The sequence below is a fragment of the Streptomyces sp. DSM 40750 genome (assembly GCF_024612035.1).
Lineage (GTDB): Bacteria > Actinomycetota > Actinomycetes > Streptomycetales > Streptomycetaceae > Streptomyces.
The window spans coordinates 9947658-9962889 of the sequence record NZ_CP102513.1 but is presented as its reverse complement, the minus strand read 5'-3'; the positions used below and the strand labels follow the sequence as shown (position 1 = coordinate 9962889).

At 68.0% G+C, this 15232-nt stretch carries 11 protein-coding genes and 3 pseudogenes; 6 read left to right on the top strand and 8 right to left on the bottom strand.

The window, feature by feature from the left end; all coding sequences use genetic code 11:
• Window positions 1-196 precede the first annotated feature (196 nt).
• Window positions 197-1579 carry an RICIN domain-containing protein gene (locus JIX55_RS43640; protein ID WP_443046667.1) on the bottom strand — a complete coding sequence of 461 codons (1383 nt, stop codon included), beginning with the start codon at window positions 1577-1579 and terminating at the stop codon, window positions 197-199.
• Between the two features lie 31 nt (window positions 1580-1610).
• The gene (locus JIX55_RS43635) at window positions 1611-3041 is read right to left on the bottom strand and encodes an endo-1,4-beta-xylanase (protein WP_257568737.1); all 1431 of its coding nucleotides are present in this window, start codon (window positions 3039-3041) and stop codon (window positions 1611-1613) included.
• A gap of 821 nt (window positions 3042-3862) precedes the next feature.
• Here JIX55_RS43635 and JIX55_RS43630 point away from each other — a divergent pair.
• The 3 genes and pseudogenes from JIX55_RS43630 to JIX55_RS43620 form a co-directional block, all read left to right on the top strand.
• On the top strand, window positions 3863-5329 hold the full coding sequence (locus JIX55_RS43630) for a non-reducing end alpha-L-arabinofuranosidase family hydrolase (RefSeq protein ID WP_257568736.1): 1467 nt from the start codon (window positions 3863-3865) through the stop codon (window positions 5327-5329).
• 302 nt (window positions 5330-5631) lie between these two features.
• A complete protein-coding gene (locus JIX55_RS43625; protein ID WP_257568735.1) occupies window positions 5632-6852 on the top strand; it encodes a metallophosphoesterase in 1221 nt (406 codons plus the stop codon).
• Between the two features lie 30 nt (window positions 6853-6882).
• Window positions 6883-7154: pseudogene (locus JIX55_RS43620) on the top strand (peptidase S8); the annotation flags it as partial.
• Window positions 7155-7504: 350 nt separating this feature from the next.
• Here the strand turns inward: JIX55_RS43620 and JIX55_RS43615 are convergent.
• The 3 genes and pseudogenes from JIX55_RS43615 to JIX55_RS43605 all read right to left on the bottom strand — a co-directional run bounded on the left by JIX55_RS43615 (window position 7505) and on the right by JIX55_RS43605 (window position 10093).
• On the bottom strand, window positions 7505-7993 hold the full coding sequence (locus JIX55_RS43615; protein ID WP_257568734.1) for a GNAT family N-acetyltransferase: 489 nt from the start codon (window positions 7991-7993) through the stop codon (window positions 7505-7507).
• A gap of 501 nt (window positions 7994-8494) precedes the next feature.
• Window positions 8495-8726 (bottom strand): annotated as a pseudogene (locus tag JIX55_RS43610) (IS5/IS1182 family transposase); the annotation flags it as partial.
• A gap of 221 nt (window positions 8727-8947) precedes the next feature.
• Window positions 8948-10093, bottom strand: coding sequence for an IS701 family transposase (locus JIX55_RS43605; protein ID WP_257562051.1), 1146 nt, complete (start codon window positions 10091-10093; stop codon window positions 8948-8950).
• A 257-nt stretch (window positions 10094-10350) separates the two neighbouring features.
• On the opposite strand from JIX55_RS43605, the gene JIX55_RS51665 reads away from it, so the two are divergent.
• Together JIX55_RS51665 and JIX55_RS43600 are read left to right on the top strand one after the other, a co-directional pair.
• The gene (locus JIX55_RS51665; protein ID WP_443046758.1) at window positions 10351-10434 is read left to right on the top strand and encodes a cittilin family RiPP precursor; all 84 of its coding nucleotides are present in this window, start codon (window positions 10351-10353) and stop codon (window positions 10432-10434) included.
• 101 nt (window positions 10435-10535) lie between these two features.
• Complete coding sequence (locus tag JIX55_RS43600) at window positions 10536-11846, top strand: cytochrome P450 (RefSeq protein WP_257568733.1); 1311 nt, start codon at window positions 10536-10538, stop codon at window positions 11844-11846.
• Window positions 11847-11953: 107 nt separating this feature from the next.
• Here JIX55_RS43600 and JIX55_RS43595 read toward each other — a convergent pair.
• Window positions 11954-12124 (bottom strand): annotated as a pseudogene (locus JIX55_RS43595) (helix-turn-helix domain-containing protein); the annotation flags it as partial.
• A 151-nt stretch (window positions 12125-12275) separates the two neighbouring features.
• Here JIX55_RS43595 and JIX55_RS43590 point away from each other — a divergent pair.
• The gene (locus JIX55_RS43590; RefSeq protein WP_257568732.1) at window positions 12276-13505 is read left to right on the top strand and encodes an IS701 family transposase; all 1230 of its coding nucleotides are present in this window, start codon (window positions 12276-12278) and stop codon (window positions 13503-13505) included.
• A gap of 125 nt (window positions 13506-13630) precedes the next feature.
• On the opposite strand, the gene JIX55_RS43585 is transcribed toward JIX55_RS43590, so the two are convergent.
• Together JIX55_RS43585 and JIX55_RS43580 are read right to left on the bottom strand one after the other, a co-directional pair.
• Entirely contained in the window at window positions 13631-14062 is a 432-nt protein-coding gene (locus JIX55_RS43585; protein WP_257568731.1) for a helix-turn-helix domain-containing protein, read from the bottom strand.
• Window positions 14034-14879 (bottom strand): ISL3 family transposase, encoded by an 846-nt coding sequence (locus JIX55_RS43580; protein WP_257568730.1) that lies wholly within the window; start codon window positions 14877-14879, stop codon window positions 14034-14036. Before JIX55_RS43580 ends, JIX55_RS43585 begins: the two co-directional genes overlap by 29 nt.
• Window positions 14880-15232 lie beyond the last annotated feature (353 nt).

Genomic DNA, 15232 nt, shown 5'->3' with positions numbered 1-15232 from the left:
TCGGCGTCCGTATGGTCGCGCACCGCAGACGGCACCGCTACGAAACACGCAGAGCACTCCCGCATGACAAACGTGCGAGCAAAGGATTCTTTGCTGGGCGTGGGAGCTCTCCTGGAAAGGCCTGACCGTCCTTCAATCCGGGATGGACGTCGGGTGGAGCCAGGATCATCCTGGCTCCACCCGTGGTGCGGGCGTGTCACTGGAACTGTGCGAAGAACCTCCAGATCTCTGCTTTGGTCCAGGTGGTGACGCCGCTTTCGCCGGAGGAGCCGTCGACCGGACCGGGTATGTGGCCTCCGTCGAACGCGGCCCATTGGACCGGGTATCCGGCACGGCAGCCCGAGTAGGTGGTGGTGATGTGCGTTCGGCTGCCCGGCGCCGGCTCGCGTGGGCTCTGGGGGGTGCAGCCGTTGTTGCTGACGAATCTGTCGCGCAGGGACCGTCCTTGCCCGATGTTGAGGACGGAGTCGCTGATGCCGTGGATTCCGAAGTAGGCGATGGGCTGGTTGCCGCCGCTGCACCCGCTGATCTGAGCGCCGGAGATGACCGCGACGGCCCTGAAGACGTTCGCCCGGCTGCATGCGAGTGCGTAGCTCATACCGCCGCCCCAGCTGAATCCCGTGGCGAAGCGCTGTGCCGGGTCGACACAGAGGCCGCCCTCGATTCGCCGGATCATGTCGTCGACGAAGGTGATGTCCTCACCGCCCGAATTGGCCCAGCCGTTGCCGAGGCCCTGAGGGGCGACGAGGATCGCGCTGTTGTTCGACTGTTCCTGTTGGCCGTAGTAGGACCAGGCGTTCCCGCTCGTGCCGCCCGAGGCGACGTCGCCGGCGGTTCCGCCCCGCCAGTGGAACGCGAAGATCAGCCGGTAGCGTTGGCTGTTGTCGTAGTTGGCGGGAACCCTGAGGATGAAGCTGCGGCTCTTGCCGCCGCTCTGAATCGTGTGTGTACCGCTCGCCAGGGTCGGGGCGCTGCCGCATCCGCCACCACCACCACCGCCACCACCGGACGACAGCTTGATCATCTGCCATTGCTGGTTGGCGCCGCCCCAGTCGGAGTACTGGACGACGTTGCCGCCGTCGGCGGTGGAGGCACCCTGCAACTCCACCGCCTTGCCGCTGGTGCGGTTGATCAGCCGGACGTGGTTCGCGTCGGAGTCGGCCAGGCGGAACTGCTGGTTGGCCCCGTTGTGGTCGGCCCACTGCTGAATCGCGGCACCGTCTGCGGTCGAGGCGCCCGCCACGTCGAGAACCTTGCCCGAATGCCGGGCCTTGAGGCGGTAGAAGCCGCCGCCGGAGTCCACGAACTGCCATTGCTGGTTGGCTCCGTCGCTGCGCGTCCACTGGCTGATCCGCGCGCCGTCGGCGGTGGACGCGTCAGCGACGTCCAGCGCCTTGCCGCTGTTGCGATTGACCAGGACGTACCAGGCATTGGTGTCCACCGTCGCCGCCTCGGCGGGCGCCGGATTCACCGCGGCGAGCATGCCGATCGCGAGGGTCGCCGCCACCACGGCGGCGACCCGGGACCACCAGCGATGTCTGCGTGGAGGGGCGGGGGAAGCCGCACCGTAGGTCTTCATCGACTCACCCTTTCGTCTGTGGCAGGTCCCATCAGGCGCGGGTCCAGCGTTGGTTGCTGCCGTTCGAGCAGGAGTAGAGCTGGATCAGAGTGCCGTTGGCGGTGCCGCTTCCGACGGCGTCGAGGCAGAGGCCGGACTGGATGCCGACGATGGATCCGTCGGAGTTGAGGCGCCATTTCTGGTTGTCACCGCCCCAGCAGCTGTAGATCTGGACCTTGGTGCCGTTGCCGGTGCCGGCGGCGTCCAGGCACTTGTTGCCGTAGACCCTGAGCTCGCCGGCGGCGGTGTGCGTCCACTGCTGGTTGGTGCCGTTGTTGCAGTCCCACAGCTGGAGCTGGGTGCCGTCGGTGGTACTGGTGCCGGGCACGTCCAGGCAGCGGCCCGAACCGACGCCCTTGATCGGTCCGGAATCCGAAGGGGGCGTAGGCGAGCCGCCGTTGAGTGCGTTGAGGACGGCGGTGTAGGCGGGCTTCTTGCTGCCGTCGCCGTTGAACAGCAGCGGCGTGTGCTCCGGTCGCCAGGAGTCGGTGTCGCGCACACCCCAGACGGTGATGCCGAGGCAGCGCGGGACGGCCAGGCAGTCGTTGGTCACGTTGGCGTAGGTCGTGGCCGGGGCGCCCTGGATGTCAAGTTCGGTGATGGCCACGTCGACGCCGAGGGCGGCGAAGTTCTGCAGGGTGGTGCGGAAGTTGCTGTTGTAGGGGCTGCCGCTGTTGAAGTGCGACTGGAAGCCGACGCAGTCGATCGGCACGCCGCGCTGCTTGAAGTCTCGGACCATGGCGTACATGGCCTGGGTTTTGGCCCAGGTCCAGTCCTCGACGTTGTAGTCGTTGTAGCAGAGCTTGGCGGCCGGGTCGGCGGCGCGCGCGGTGCGGAAGGCGACCTCGATCCAGTCGTTGCCGGTGCGTTGCAGGTTGGAATCGCGCCGGGCTCCCGAACTGCCGTCGGCGAAGGCCTCGTTCACGACGTCCCACTGGGCGATCTTGCCCTTGTAGTGGGCCATCACGCCGTTGATGTGGCCGATCATCGCCTGGCGCAGCGTGCTGCCGCTGAGGCTCTGCATCCAGCCGGGCTGCTGGGAGTGCCAGGCCAGGGTGTGGCCGCGCACCTGCTTGCCGTTCTGCACCGCCCAGTTGTAGACGCGGTCACCGGCGGTGAAGTTGAACTGGCCCCGCTGTGGTTCGGTGGCGTCGATCTTCATCTCGTTCTCGGCCGTCACCGAGTTGAACTCACGGCCCGCGATCGTCGCGTACGCCGAGTCGCCCAGCCTGCCCGAGGCGATGGCGGTGCCGAAGTAGCGGCCGCTCTGCGCCGCCGCGGCGCCGAGCGTGTTCTCGGCGGCGTGTGCGGTCGGCGGCGCGACCAGTGCGGCGGCCGCACCGAGGACGCCGACGACCAGCGCCAACAGCAGGCCGCGGATCTTCCGGCGGACAACGGGTCTGGGAAGGGCATACGAGCCCATGGCTGTGCCTCCAAGGTAGAAATCACGGAAGGGCTGAAGCGCAGGGGAATGCGTCGTCCGCTCCCACTCGGCAGACGGACGGGCCGGCCGGAACTCGGGCGGCACGGAATCACCGGACCTCGCGGTCATGGGAAAGGGACGATCTCAACCGGCGCGGACGGCACCCGGTCGGCCGTCGGGTGACGTACGGCGGGCGGCGGCGGTGTTTCGACACAGGCATGGGGCACTCCAACGCGGCTCAGCCGGGGGACCGCCACGCGGCGTCGCGTACCTCTCCAACTGCGCGAAGAGCCAGGATGCGCTGGTGCGAACCTCACCGGAACGAAACGGGGTGGCGCAGGTGCTTTGGGCGCGGATCTGTCGTGCAGCTGTGCGTGGATCTGCCGTGCAGCACAGATTGCCCAGGGCCGACGTGGTTCGATATCTCGAACTAGGGCCGGTTCTCAGACTGGGAGATTGAAGTATTGACGATGGATCGTCAATACACACCACAGAAGAAGTTTCGGTTCCTCTCCCGAAACATTCGGAATCCCGGCGAGCCGGACGGCGAACCCGGCGCCGCCGTCGACGGATCTCGTAAGGCCGGGCCGGGGCCGGGACGACTGTGCGGACGCCGCTTGCCCGACAGCTAAGCGGAAGCGCTGTTTGTGGACAGATCGGCGACAGGCCTTGACCGGAGGGCCCCGCATTCCTAGCTTGTGGCGTCGAAGCATCGTGGAATTCTTCGAAATGTTTCGAGATTGTCCCTGTCCCCCGGCACATCCGCTCCGTGGTTCATCGGGGTCACCTCACCCCCGCCCCCCAAAAAAGGAGGCCCTCTGATGTGGTTTCGCCACCCGTCCCCGGTCCGTCTGAGACGCTTACTCGCCGTGCTTGCGCCCTTGCTGCTCGTGGCCACCTTCCTCGGTGCCCAGCCCGCCGGCGCGGCGACCGTAGACCCCAACGCCTCGTATGTGCTGGTCAACCGCAACAGCGGCAAGGCCCTGGATGTCTACAACATGGCGACCAACGACGGCGCCCGCCTCACCCAGTGGACCAGGAACGATCAGAACCAGCAGCAGTGGCAGTTCGTCGATTCCGGGGGCGGCTACTACCGCATCAAGTCCCGCCACTCGGGCAAGGTGCTGGACGTCCACAACTGGTCCACCGCGAACGGCGGCTCGATCGTCCAGTGGGCCGACCTGAACGGCACCAACCAGCAGTGGCGGCTGGCCGACAGCTCGGATGGCTACGTGAGGTTCATCTCGCGCCACAGCGACAAGGCCCTCGAAGTCCAAGGCGCCTCCACCGCCGACAACGCGAACATCGTCCAGTACGACGACTGGGGCGGCGCCAACCAGCAGTGGCAGCTCGTCAAGGTCGGCGGCGACAACCCCGGCCCGTGCGATCTGCCGTCGACATACCGCTGGACATCAACGGGCGCGCTGGCGCAGCCCAAGCCGGGGTGGGTCTCGCTCAAGGACTTCACCGTCGTCCCCTACAACGGCAGGCAACTCGTCTATGCGACGACGCACGACACGGGGACGAGTTGGGGTTCGATGAACTTCGGCCTGTTCACCAATTGGTCGGAGATGGCCTCGGCCAGCCAGAACGCGATGTCGGCTTCCACCGTCGCGCCCACGCTCTTCTACTTCGCGCCGAAGAACATCTGGGTGCTCGCCTACCAGTGGGGCGGGACCGCCTTCTCCTACCGGACGTCCAGCGACCCCACCAACCCGAACGGCTGGTCATCCCAGCAGGTGCTCTTCTCCGGAAGCATCACCGGCTCCGGAACAGGACCCATCGACCAGACGCTCATCGGTGACGGGACGAACATGTACCTGTTCTTCGCCGGTGACAACGGCAAGATCTACCGGGCCAGTATGCCGATCGGGAACTTCCCGGGCAGCTTCGGCACGACCTCGACAGTGGTCATGAGCGATACGACGAACAACCTGTTCGAAGCCCCGCAGGTCTACAAGCTGCAGGGCCAGAACCGCTACCTCATGATCGTCGAGGCGATCGGCTCGCAGGGCCGCTACTTCCGCTCGTTCACGGCCACCAGTCTGAACGGCTCATGGACACCCCAGGCCGCGACCGAGAGCAATCCCTTCGCCGGCAAGGCCAACAGTGGCGCCACCTGGACCAACGACATCAGCCATGGCGAACTGATCCGCACCAGCCCCGATCAGACCATGACCGTCGATCCCTGCAATCTGCGGTTCCTCTACCAGGGGCGCAACCCCAACTCCGGGGGCGACTACGGCCTCCTGCCCTACCGTCCGGGTCTGCTGACACTGCAGCGCTGACGGCGTGACGCGAGTCCGGCTCCGGTAGGGAGCCGGCGTGGCGGGCTCGGCGGAAGGCCGAGCCCGCCCGGGTCACGCGACAACGTCAGCGCTCATACGGCGACGGAGCGCGAGGTCGGGCAACGCTCACCAGCCCGAGGGCCATCCCGTAACGCGGTGCCGTCGCCGGTGGCGCTTGCCAACGGTCCAGGCGCACCGGGTCGTCTGGTGCGCTGCGACCGCGCCCATGAACGCCGGTCCGGCCGGCCCGAGGGCGACCGGATACAGTGCGCGAGACGGCAGCTTGGTCAGGGAGGGGAAGCGTGACCGACACCAGCAGCACCCGGCCCGCCGAGGGTGAAGCGCAAGCTCCGCGGCAGAGCCGACTGCTCCGCCTGATGCGCTACCTCCCCCTGATCGCCCCCGTCCTGCTGTGGGCCGTGCCCTGCTGGGTGCTCCTGCACGCCGGCCAGCACTGGCCGCTACCCGTCACGCTGGTCGGCACCGCCCTGTTCGTCCTCGGCCTCGTCGGTATGCCGTTCGCGATGGCGCGCGGCCACGGCCGGCGCCAGCAGGACCGGGCGGCGATCGTCGGTGACACCCTGCTGGGCATCAGCTGGGTTCTGTTCACCTGGTCCATTCTGCTCGGCGTCCCCTTGCGGCTCGCCCTCACCGTGGTCGGCGTCGACGAGAGTCAGGACCGGGCCCGGATCGTCACTTGCGCCGTCCTCGGGATAACCGCCGTACTACTCGTCTGGGGGTACGCCGAAGCCCGCCGCGTGCCGCGCGTGCGCCGACTCGACGTGCAACTCCCCCGGCTGGGTGCCGGGTTGGACGGCACCCGCGTCGTCCTCATCACCGACACCCACTACGGCCCGCTCGACCGCGCCCGCTGGTCGGCGCGGGTATGCGAGACGGTCAACACCCTGGAAGCCGACCTGGTCTGCCACACCGGCGACATCGCGGACGGCACGGCCGAACGCCGCCGCGCCCAAGCCGCTCCGCTCGGTACCGTGCGGGCCACCCGGGCCCGTGTCTACGTCACCGGCAACCACGAGTACTACAGCGAGGCCCAGGGCTGGGTCGACCTGATGGGCGAGCTGGGCTGGGAGCCGCTGCGCAACCGCCATCTGCTGCTCGAACGCGGAGGCGACACCCTCGTGGTCGCCGGCGTGGATGACGTCACCGCCGAGTCCTCCGGCCTGGCAGGCCACCGTGCCCACCTCGCCGGAGCCTTGAACGGCGCCGACCCCGACCTACCCGTCCTGCTCCTGGCGCACCAGCCCAAGTTCGTCGACCGGGCGGCAGCCGACGGTATCGACCTCCAACTCTCCGGTCACACCCACGGCGGCCAGATCTGGCCCTTCCACCACCTGGTCCGCATCGACCAGCCCGCCCTCGCCGGCCTCAGCCACCACGGCACCCGCACCCTCCTCTACACCAGCCGCGGCACCGGCTTCTGGGGCCCACCGTTCCGCGTCTTCGCCCCCAGCGAGATCACCCTGCTCGTACTCCGCTCCCCGCACCTGCCCACCTCACCGTAGCGCTGGGCGGGCCGGCGGTTCCGCCTGGAGATGCTGCAGTGCGCGGGCACCCCGAAGAAGGGCTACGCATCCTGCAACGCCCTGCGCGTCACCACCGCCTTCCAGGAAGAGCAGGCGACGAAGAAGGGCACGCACCCCAGACCGTCGGGCCGAACGCCGCCGCGGACTCCCCCACCGGCTACGGCCCCAGCGACCTGCAGTCGGCCCACGGCCTGGCCTCCGCCGCCTCCGCCAGCGGCTCCGGCAGGACCATCGCCATCGTCGACGCCTACGACGACCCGAACGCCGAGTCGGACCTGGCCAACACCCACGACAGTCAGGCTCTGATGCCTCTGTCCGGAGCCTCCCGCCGATCCGCTCCACCGCGGCCGCACCGACGCCAGTCGGCCAATTCGTCTCGCAGATCAGGGTTGTATGAACTACGCATTTACGCGTCCGACCTCGATCGTGTGTGGAGCGAGCCGAGCCGTACGCGATTTCGATCGCCCGGGGAGTTCCTGAGGCGAGGGCGTCGCCGGGAGAGGCCGCTGGCGCAGGCGATCACCCGCCAGGGCAGAGCCGACGGCGCACACGGAGCGCGCGGCGTCCAGTGGCTCCTGCATGCCGGCCACCATGCAGGCGAAGCCGGTGCCCAGCCAACCGGCACACCGCGTCATTCCGAAGGAATGCGAAACTCGAATTCGGGACGGTCCCACGGCACGGCGGGCGGGTTCGCGAGCGCGGTCCCGGTCCGCACCGCACCCACGCGGTGGTAGAAGTCCTCGGCGGGAGAATGCGACACGACCTTGACGCGGTCGAGCCCGGCGGCACGGGCCTCGGACTGCATGTGCGCCACGAGCAGCCGTCCAATACCCCGTCCTTGCGCTGCGTCGGCGACGAACAGCAGGTCGAGCTCCGGTGGCGCGAGGACGAGCGAGTAGAACCCGAGGACCCGGCCTCCCTGCTCGTCGGCGCCGACGGCCACAAATGCGCGGTGGGCCTCGATGTAATCAGGACCGACCCGGTAGCCCGCGACTGCGGCTGCGTACTTCCCCTCGTAGGCGCCTGAGCCACGCACGAGCCGCGTGAGCCGTTTGGCATCCCGCGCGACGGCCCTCCGTATCGTGATCGGCTGGCTGATCGGGGAAGTGCGTGAACTCATCGGGAGAGTATTTCGCACCGGGGAGTGCCTTCGTGCGGCGGGTCGGCCGCTCGGGCAGGCGTCCCCGCACCGCTCCTGGGAACCGCTCGCCCAGGCCCCGATCGGCCACGTCACTGCCGCCGAAGGGGGCGCCCGTCAGCAGCAACCGGACGCCCGAACCGCTGCGGGAAAGCTGGAGAACGGGGTGGTCGACGGCTGCTCTTCCTGGGCCTGCCGTGGCGAAGCCGAGCCGGAGGCGATACCCGCCGATGCGCTGGCCTCGATCGCGGCGGTGCACATCCAGCGCCGCGAAGCCGACGGCACTCACACGGCCGCCTGGCGCCGGGCCCGTGCGGAACGGACAGGACAGAGTCGGTGGCCGCGGTGCCTGCGCTGGCGGCGCTTCGGCCCACAGCATGACCGGAGCGTGGGACTGACCCGGGAGGAGCGGCCAGGCGGGTCCTCCCGGGGTGGCCGGTTCTCAGCAGGCCGGCGTGCAGTTGAGTGACGTCGTTGGGGTGGCTGGTCGAGCTTCGCCGCCGCGTTCAGTTCGGTGAGCAAGACCTCGTGCAGTCGTTGCCGGACACCGGCCTCGTTGCAGTCCTGCAGGGGGCGCCAGCAGGTCGCGCCCGAACCGAACCTCCCGGTGCGGTTTGCGGCTGGGAGGGGCGGAAGCCTCGCTGAGGTCGCGGCAGCAGCGGCTCAAGGCGGTCCACAGCTCATCCGGCACGATCCACGGCGATGTCCCCCACAGGGCCGAGCGCTCAACTCCCTCCCCCGGACACGGACATCGGCGCCGATCCGCCTAGTACTGCAGCCGCAGTTACGGGGGTTGGTGGCCGCGGCGGCGGTAGTGGCTGAGGCGGGCTCGCTGTTGATGGCGGCGGCGCCAGCGTGACCAGTGCAGGATGTGGTCGGCTTCGTGCCGGACGGCGTGGGTGAATCTGCTCAGCAGGCGGCGGATTTCGTTCACGCTCAGTCGGATGAGGTCGCGGCTGTGTCCCCCTTTTCGTGAGTGGTGCTCCGGACTGCGGTCAGGTGGGCGGCAGCTGCCATGGCCAGGGTGATGTGCCGGTACCAGGCCGGGTATTGGCGTACTTGGTAGTGGTCCAGGCCGGCCTCGTTCTTGGCGGCCTGGAAGCATTCTTCGATCGCCCAGCGGGCCCCAGCAGCGCGGACGATCTCGGCCTGCGGCGTGTTCGCGGGTGCGTGCACCAGGTAGTAGGCGCGCTCGCCGTCGGCGAGGGACCGCCGGATCAGCAGGGCGTCTTCGAAGCCGTCGTCACGCTCACCTGGCAGCGGGACCAGGGCCCATGCGTATTCGCGCAGGCCGTGGGCACCCTCCCCGGCCGAGCGGATCTCCCAGGTGTGCTCCGGCAGGATCGCTGAGACGGTGCGGGCGTTCTGCCCGCGCGGCCCGCATCGATGTCTGGAGGCGACTGCCAGCACGTAGCTCAGGCGCTGTTCGGCCAGCCAGCCGCGTAGGACCGGGTCCTGGCCGTAGACCTCGTCGCCGGTCACCCAGCGAAACGGCACCTTCGCGGCAACCGCCCGCTCCAGCATCGCGCGGGCCAGCGCGGGCTTGGTGCGGAAGGCGACCTCGTCACCGATCCTCGCGTCCGCCCGGCGGGCCGGATCCTCGATCCAGGAAGTGGGGAGGTACAGCTCCCGGTCGATCAACGCCCGCCCCTTGGCGGAGACGTAGGCCAGGAACACTCCCAGCTGGCAGTTGTCGATCTTCCCGGAAGTGCCGGTGTACTGCCGCTGCACGCCGGCCGAGCGGGTGCCCTTCTTGACGAAGCCGGTCTCGTCCACGGCCAGCACACCGTCCTCGGCGCCCAGGTTTTCCAGCACGAAGCCACGGACCTCGTCACGGACCGCGTCGGCGGACCAGTCGGCCTGGTTCAGCAGCCGTTGCATGCCGTCCGGGCACAGCTCACCGGCCTGCTCGGCCAGTGTCCAGCCGTTCTTGCGCTCCAGCGGCGCGAGCAGTCCGCGCAGGTACTCTCCTGCCCGCCGACGCGGCTCCGACCTCCGGAAATGCCCACTGATCCGAGCATGCAGAGCGTCCAGACCCGCCGCCCAGCGGTGCACCTCATCAACCGTGACGTCCCCACCCATGCCCAGTTCAACGAGCCGCCCGACCACTCGTCACACCAACTGCGGCTGCAGTACTAGTCGTTTCAGCGACATACGCCGCAACGGCCAATAGTGGCTGCGCGCGGGCGAGTTATTGGTTTCGATAAAGGGAATATTCGATTCCCTGGCCGATTCCCTTTTGTGGCGATTTTGCACCCTTGACCGGTACATGATCAATACGTAGCCTCACCCTGTCAGGGTTCCACTTCGCTGGACGATATGCCAGGAGGTGCATCATTATGCGTAGGCTGATTCTCGCGAGCGCAGTGTTCGCACGACTTGCTCGCAAAGACCGACTCACGGCCCCGTACAACTACTACTGATAACCGGGGCAACACGAGCAGCCGGGGTGCGGGAAAATTCGCACCCCGGTATTTCCCTGATGTGGCGGCTGGCACTTTCCTCATGGGCGGGGTGTATGGCGGTGCGCACGACGGCCGAGATGCCGGGACCGGACGGCGGTAGGTTTCTCGGAAATTTGACGGACTTCTCCGCGGACCCGCTGGGCTTCCTCACCCACTGCGCCGACGAGTACGGCGACGTGGTCCGGATCAGCCCCGAGAACGTTCTGCTGGCGTCGCCCGAGGACGCGGTGCGCATGCTGGTCGACCGAGGATCGGATTTCGTCAAGCAGGGGCCGGGGACGCGGAGCGCTGGTCGCCGGCAGTCACTGCCGCTGTCCACCATGAGCAGCGACGGCGAGGAATGGAAGGTCCGCCGTAGGCGCATCCACGGCGCCTTCGGCCGTGAACTGTCGGCCGCCGCCGCTGCCGCGATGCGCGAGCAGGCGGACCGGATGCTCGCGCCGTGGCGCCCCGGTCAGGTGCGCGATCTCCAGCAGGATGTCTCCGTGGTCACGTTGCGCCTGGTCACGCGGCTGATGTTCGGCGAGGAGTACACGGATGAGGAGATCTCGGACGTCGCCGGACTCGTCGCCCCCATCATGGACCTGTCTACATCTCCGGTAGTCCTGCCGGAGTGGGTGCCCACGCCACCCAAACTGAAAATCCGCCGTCACCTCAAGCGGGTCATCAGGACCCTGGAACGTGTCGCATCCTCCCCGAAGTCCGCGGACCCCGAGGCGGCACCCATCCTGTACGCCCTCCTGCACGACACCCCGGCGCCGAGCGAGGCCGAAATCCGTGACGAACTGGCCACGTTGTTGATGGCCGGATTCGAAACCACCAATGACGCCGTTGTGTGGGCAAGCGTCTTGCTCGCCCGGCATCCCGACGCCGCGGAACGCGTGCACAGCGAAGCCGAAAAGGCGTTCGCGGGAGATGCCGACGGAATGACACTGTTGAATTGTCTGCCGTTCACGGACGCGGTGGTGCGGGAAGCTCTCCGACTGTATTCGCCCGTCTGGATAACCAGCCGGGATGCCCGGGTTGATGTGGAACTCGCTGGTTATCTCATTCCGGCCGGTACCACGGTCACCGTGAGCCAGTGGGTGAATCACCGTGATCCGCGGTACTGGCGCGACGCCAATTCCTTCCTTCCGGAACGCTGGCTCGGAAAAGAGACGTCCGAGATTCCCCGCGGCTCGTACTTTCCCTTCGGGCTCGGCCCGCGCACCTGTGTGGGCGCCGCCCTGTCGACCGTGGAGAGCGTACTTCTGCTGGCCACCATCTGGTCCGCGTACCGGCTGCGCCTGAAGGATCCCGACGCCGTGTATCCGCGACCGGCGCTCGCACTCCAGCCGATGAATGCGCGGTTCATCCTTGAGTGCTGGTAATGGCGCCGAGGGTCCGCTCCAAACACAGCCAGGCGTCCTGGTTCCTCACCGGCTTCCACCCGCGGCCACGTCTCCTTGATCCACGTGACCACGGCCTCCCCGTCCTGCTTCATCCGTGACGGACGCCCGGACGGCCCCTTGGACCGCAGCCCCTCAACGCCGTCGCCCCGCCAACGGGCATGCCCTGCATAGGCGGGCTTGCGTGAGACCCGTAACCGCCGCGCGACCTGCGGCGGTGTCACTCCTTGCGCGAATAACTCGGCAGCCTCGAACCGCACTTGCTCCCGTCAGGCCCGCTGCTTCGCGGTCAGGCCTCCTCCATCGGGATACCGCATCCTCCAGCAATACGCCCACCCGCGAGATCACCGTCACCCTAGTAGTGCTTCGTTAGGTCTAGGCGTTGTCGCTGATCAAGAGCATGTTGGGTACGTGGACACGCATGAAGTGAACCGATTGCGGGCCGGGTTGGGGCTGTTCGTGGAGGATGTGTTCGCCTCGGTGCCGCGCAAGGATCAGCGGGCCAAGGGCGAGTGCTATCTGCGGGGGCTGATGCTGGACGGCCGGCGCAAGTCGATCCAGCCGATGGCCCAGCGGCTGCCGGACGGGAACATGCAGGCCTTGCAGCAGTTCGTCAACCAGTCGCCGTGGCCGTGGACGCCGGTGCGGCGGCGGATCGCCGAGCGGATGGTCCAGGTGGTCCAGCCCGAGGTGTGGGTCATCGATGACGTCGCGTTTCCCAAGTGCGGGCGGGCATCGGTGGGGGTGGCCCGGCAGTACTGCGGCGCGTTGGGCAAGCGGGCCAACTGCCAGGTCGCCGTCAGCGTGCACGCGGCCACCGATCGTGCTTCCTGCCCGCTGGAATGGGAGCTGTTCCTGCCCGAGGAGTGGGCCCACGACCTCCAGCGGCGACGGGCCGCGGGAGTGCCTGACGAGGCCGGGCATGTGACCAAGCCCCGCCTGGCTTTGGGACTGCTGGCGAGGCTGGCGGGCTGGCTGCCATCGGTGCCGGTACTCGTGGCCGACTGCGGTTACGGCCGTAGTGTCGGCTTCCGCCTGGCCCTGGAGGAACACGGCTGGTCCTACATCATGGCCGTCGAGCCCAAGGAGATCGCCCGCCCGGCCGCTGCCGTCCCGCATCTGCCGCCCTACCAAGGACTTGGGCCGCCCACACTGCCCCGCTATCGCGAGCCGGCCCGCCCCCTGCGAGACCTGGTCGATGCGCACACCTGCTTCGAGACCGTGACCTGGCGCCAGGGCAGCAAGGGGGCGATGACCTCACGCTTTGCAGTGCTCGAGGTGCGGCCCTCGGGCAAAGAAGCCTCACGCACCGCGCAGGAACACGCCGACGGGCGCGGCCGGTGGGACGGCGTGCTGCCGCTGCGGACCCTGCTGGTCGAACGGCCCGAAGCAGCCGACGAGCCCACCGGCTACTGGATGAGCAACCTGCCCGCCACCACCCCGGTCGCCGATCTGGTGCGCTGGGCGAAGATGCGATGGCGTATCGAGCACGACTACCGCGAGCTCAAACACGGCCTGGGCCTGGACCACTTCGAAGGCCGCACCTGGCGCGGCTGGCACCACCACGTCACCCTCGTCACCGCCGCCCAGGCCTTCCTCACCCTGAGGCGCTACGACCCAAAAGCCCACACCACAGCCTGAGCATCTACCAAGTCCTCGACGCGTTACAGGACCTGCTGCGGTGCTGGGACGGCACCTGCACCACCTGCGGCCACCCCCCTAACCGCAGGCAGAAACAGAGCCAGAACCTAACGAAGCACTACTAGTCACAGTCTGAGCAGCACAGTCATCGGACGGCCGTGAGAAGTACCCGTTTGCGGAGGAGCGGGAGTTTGGCGCGGCCGAACAGCGGGCGAGGATATCTCGCGGCGTCGGCGCCGTGGCCGCAGGTAGTCGCTGATGGTTTGGTAGTTGCCGCGGTAGCCGAGCTCTTTCAGCTCTGCGTGCAGGTGAACGGCATTGGTGTGGCCCTCAGCCCAGCGCGTGTCCAGATAGGGCTTGTAGGTGTCCAGCTGGCTGGGCCGGGGTTGCCGCCGGCCGCCGAGTAACTCCTCAGGGATGGCCGCGCGGGCGCATCGGCGCACCGTGTTGGCGCCCATGTGTAATTCTCGGGCGATCTCCCGGATGCCGTGGCCCTGATCGAGGAGGGCGTGGACGATGGCGTGACGTTCACGGATGCGGGCTTCGATCGGCGACATCTCCTTCGCCGACGGCGGTTCCGGCGGAGAAAGGACGGTCCGGCAGGTCACCGGGACAAGAGCCGGGTGGTCGCAGGCATTCGTTGTGCCGACGCACGCATTGTTCCATCGCGGTTCCCAGGTTTTGCCACAGGTGAAAGCGGTCAGCGACCTGGACCGCCTGTGGGGCTCCGAGGCGGGCGCCTTCAGCGTAGGAACCGGCGCGATCTCGGCAGATCACCTCGACGCCAGGGTGTTCACTGAGCCATGTGGCCAGGGTCCCGGCGTCCCGTCCCGGCAGCAGGCCGAGCGGTTTGCGGGTCTGGCAGTCGATGAGCACCGTCCCATAGTGCTGCCCGCGGCGGGTGGCGAAATCGTCGACCCCGAGCACCTTGGGCACCGCCCAGGAGGGATCAGGAAGCGCCATCACTAGCCGCAGCAGCGTCATCCGACTGACCGCACTGTGCAGCACCACGGCCAGCCGGGCTCCCGCCCGGCCGGCGAGCGCGACGGCCACGGCCTCCGGAACCCGGCGCGAAGCAGGCGTCCGTCTTCCGTACCGAAACGTCAGCCCCCCGACCTGCTCGACGAACGTACGACGCCCACACGGGGCGTTATCGCAGTACAACCGCCGCACGGTCAGCTCAATCAGCACCGGCTGGTCGCCGACCGGAGTATCGGCCAGCCGACGCTCGTGGCAGCTGTGCACACGACTCGACGGAAGCTCACAGTCCGGGCATGAAGCACTGCCATCGAGGGTTCTCGCAACGATGTGCACCACACCGCACTCCGTGAACACCCGCTCCACCAGAACCGCATTGAAGTGCGGAAACAGCACCGCTATGAGGTCATCACACCGCGCCACTATCCCAGATGACGTGAGGTCACCGTGGCGAAACCCTGCTGATCGTCCTCACGGAATGTGTGCCAGATCCCCCTACTCACCGACATAGCCAAACCACGGAGCACCACACGAGAGGACCGAGTGACCGCTCGGGGCCGTTTTCTCCTGGGGCAGTTCCTGGCCCCACCGCGACGCACATCTCGCGTGCCGGGAACCCAGACGACTGCCACATCGAACCCGTCGACCCGCCTGCACCGGCCGGAGCCGCAGTCCCGTCGACAGCCCTTACCTCATGCCACCGGCCTCACGATGGCCTCAATTCGTGCCACCACCGCAGCACGGCCCAG

Excerpts from the sequence above, each read along its gene's own strand:
- JIX55_RS43635 (WP_257568737.1), bottom strand. The coding sequence starts at position 3,041 with ATGGGCTCGTATGCCCTTCCCAGACCCGTTGTCCGCCGGAAGATCCGC.
- JIX55_RS43630 (WP_257568736.1), top strand. The coding sequence starts at position 3,863 with ATGTGGTTTCGCCACCCGTCCCCGGTCCGTCTGAGACGCTTACTCGCC.
- JIX55_RS43640 (WP_443046667.1), bottom strand. The coding sequence starts at position 1,579 with ATGAAGACCTACGGTGCGGCTTCCCCCGCCCCTCCACGCAGACATCGC.
- JIX55_RS51665 (WP_443046758.1), top strand. The coding sequence starts at position 10,351 with ATGCGTAGGCTGATTCTCGCGAGCGCAGTGTTCGCACGACTTGCTCGC.
- JIX55_RS43615 (WP_257568734.1), bottom strand. The coding sequence starts at position 7,993 with ATGAGTTCACGCACTTCCCCGATCAGCCAGCCGATCACGATACGGAGG.
- JIX55_RS43585 (WP_257568731.1), bottom strand. The coding sequence starts at position 14,062 with ATGTCGCCGATCGAAGCCCGCATCCGTGAACGTCACGCCATCGTCCAC.
- JIX55_RS43605 (WP_257562051.1), bottom strand. The coding sequence starts at position 10,093 with ATGGGTGGGGACGTCACGGTTGATGAGGTGCACCGCTGGGCGGCGGGT.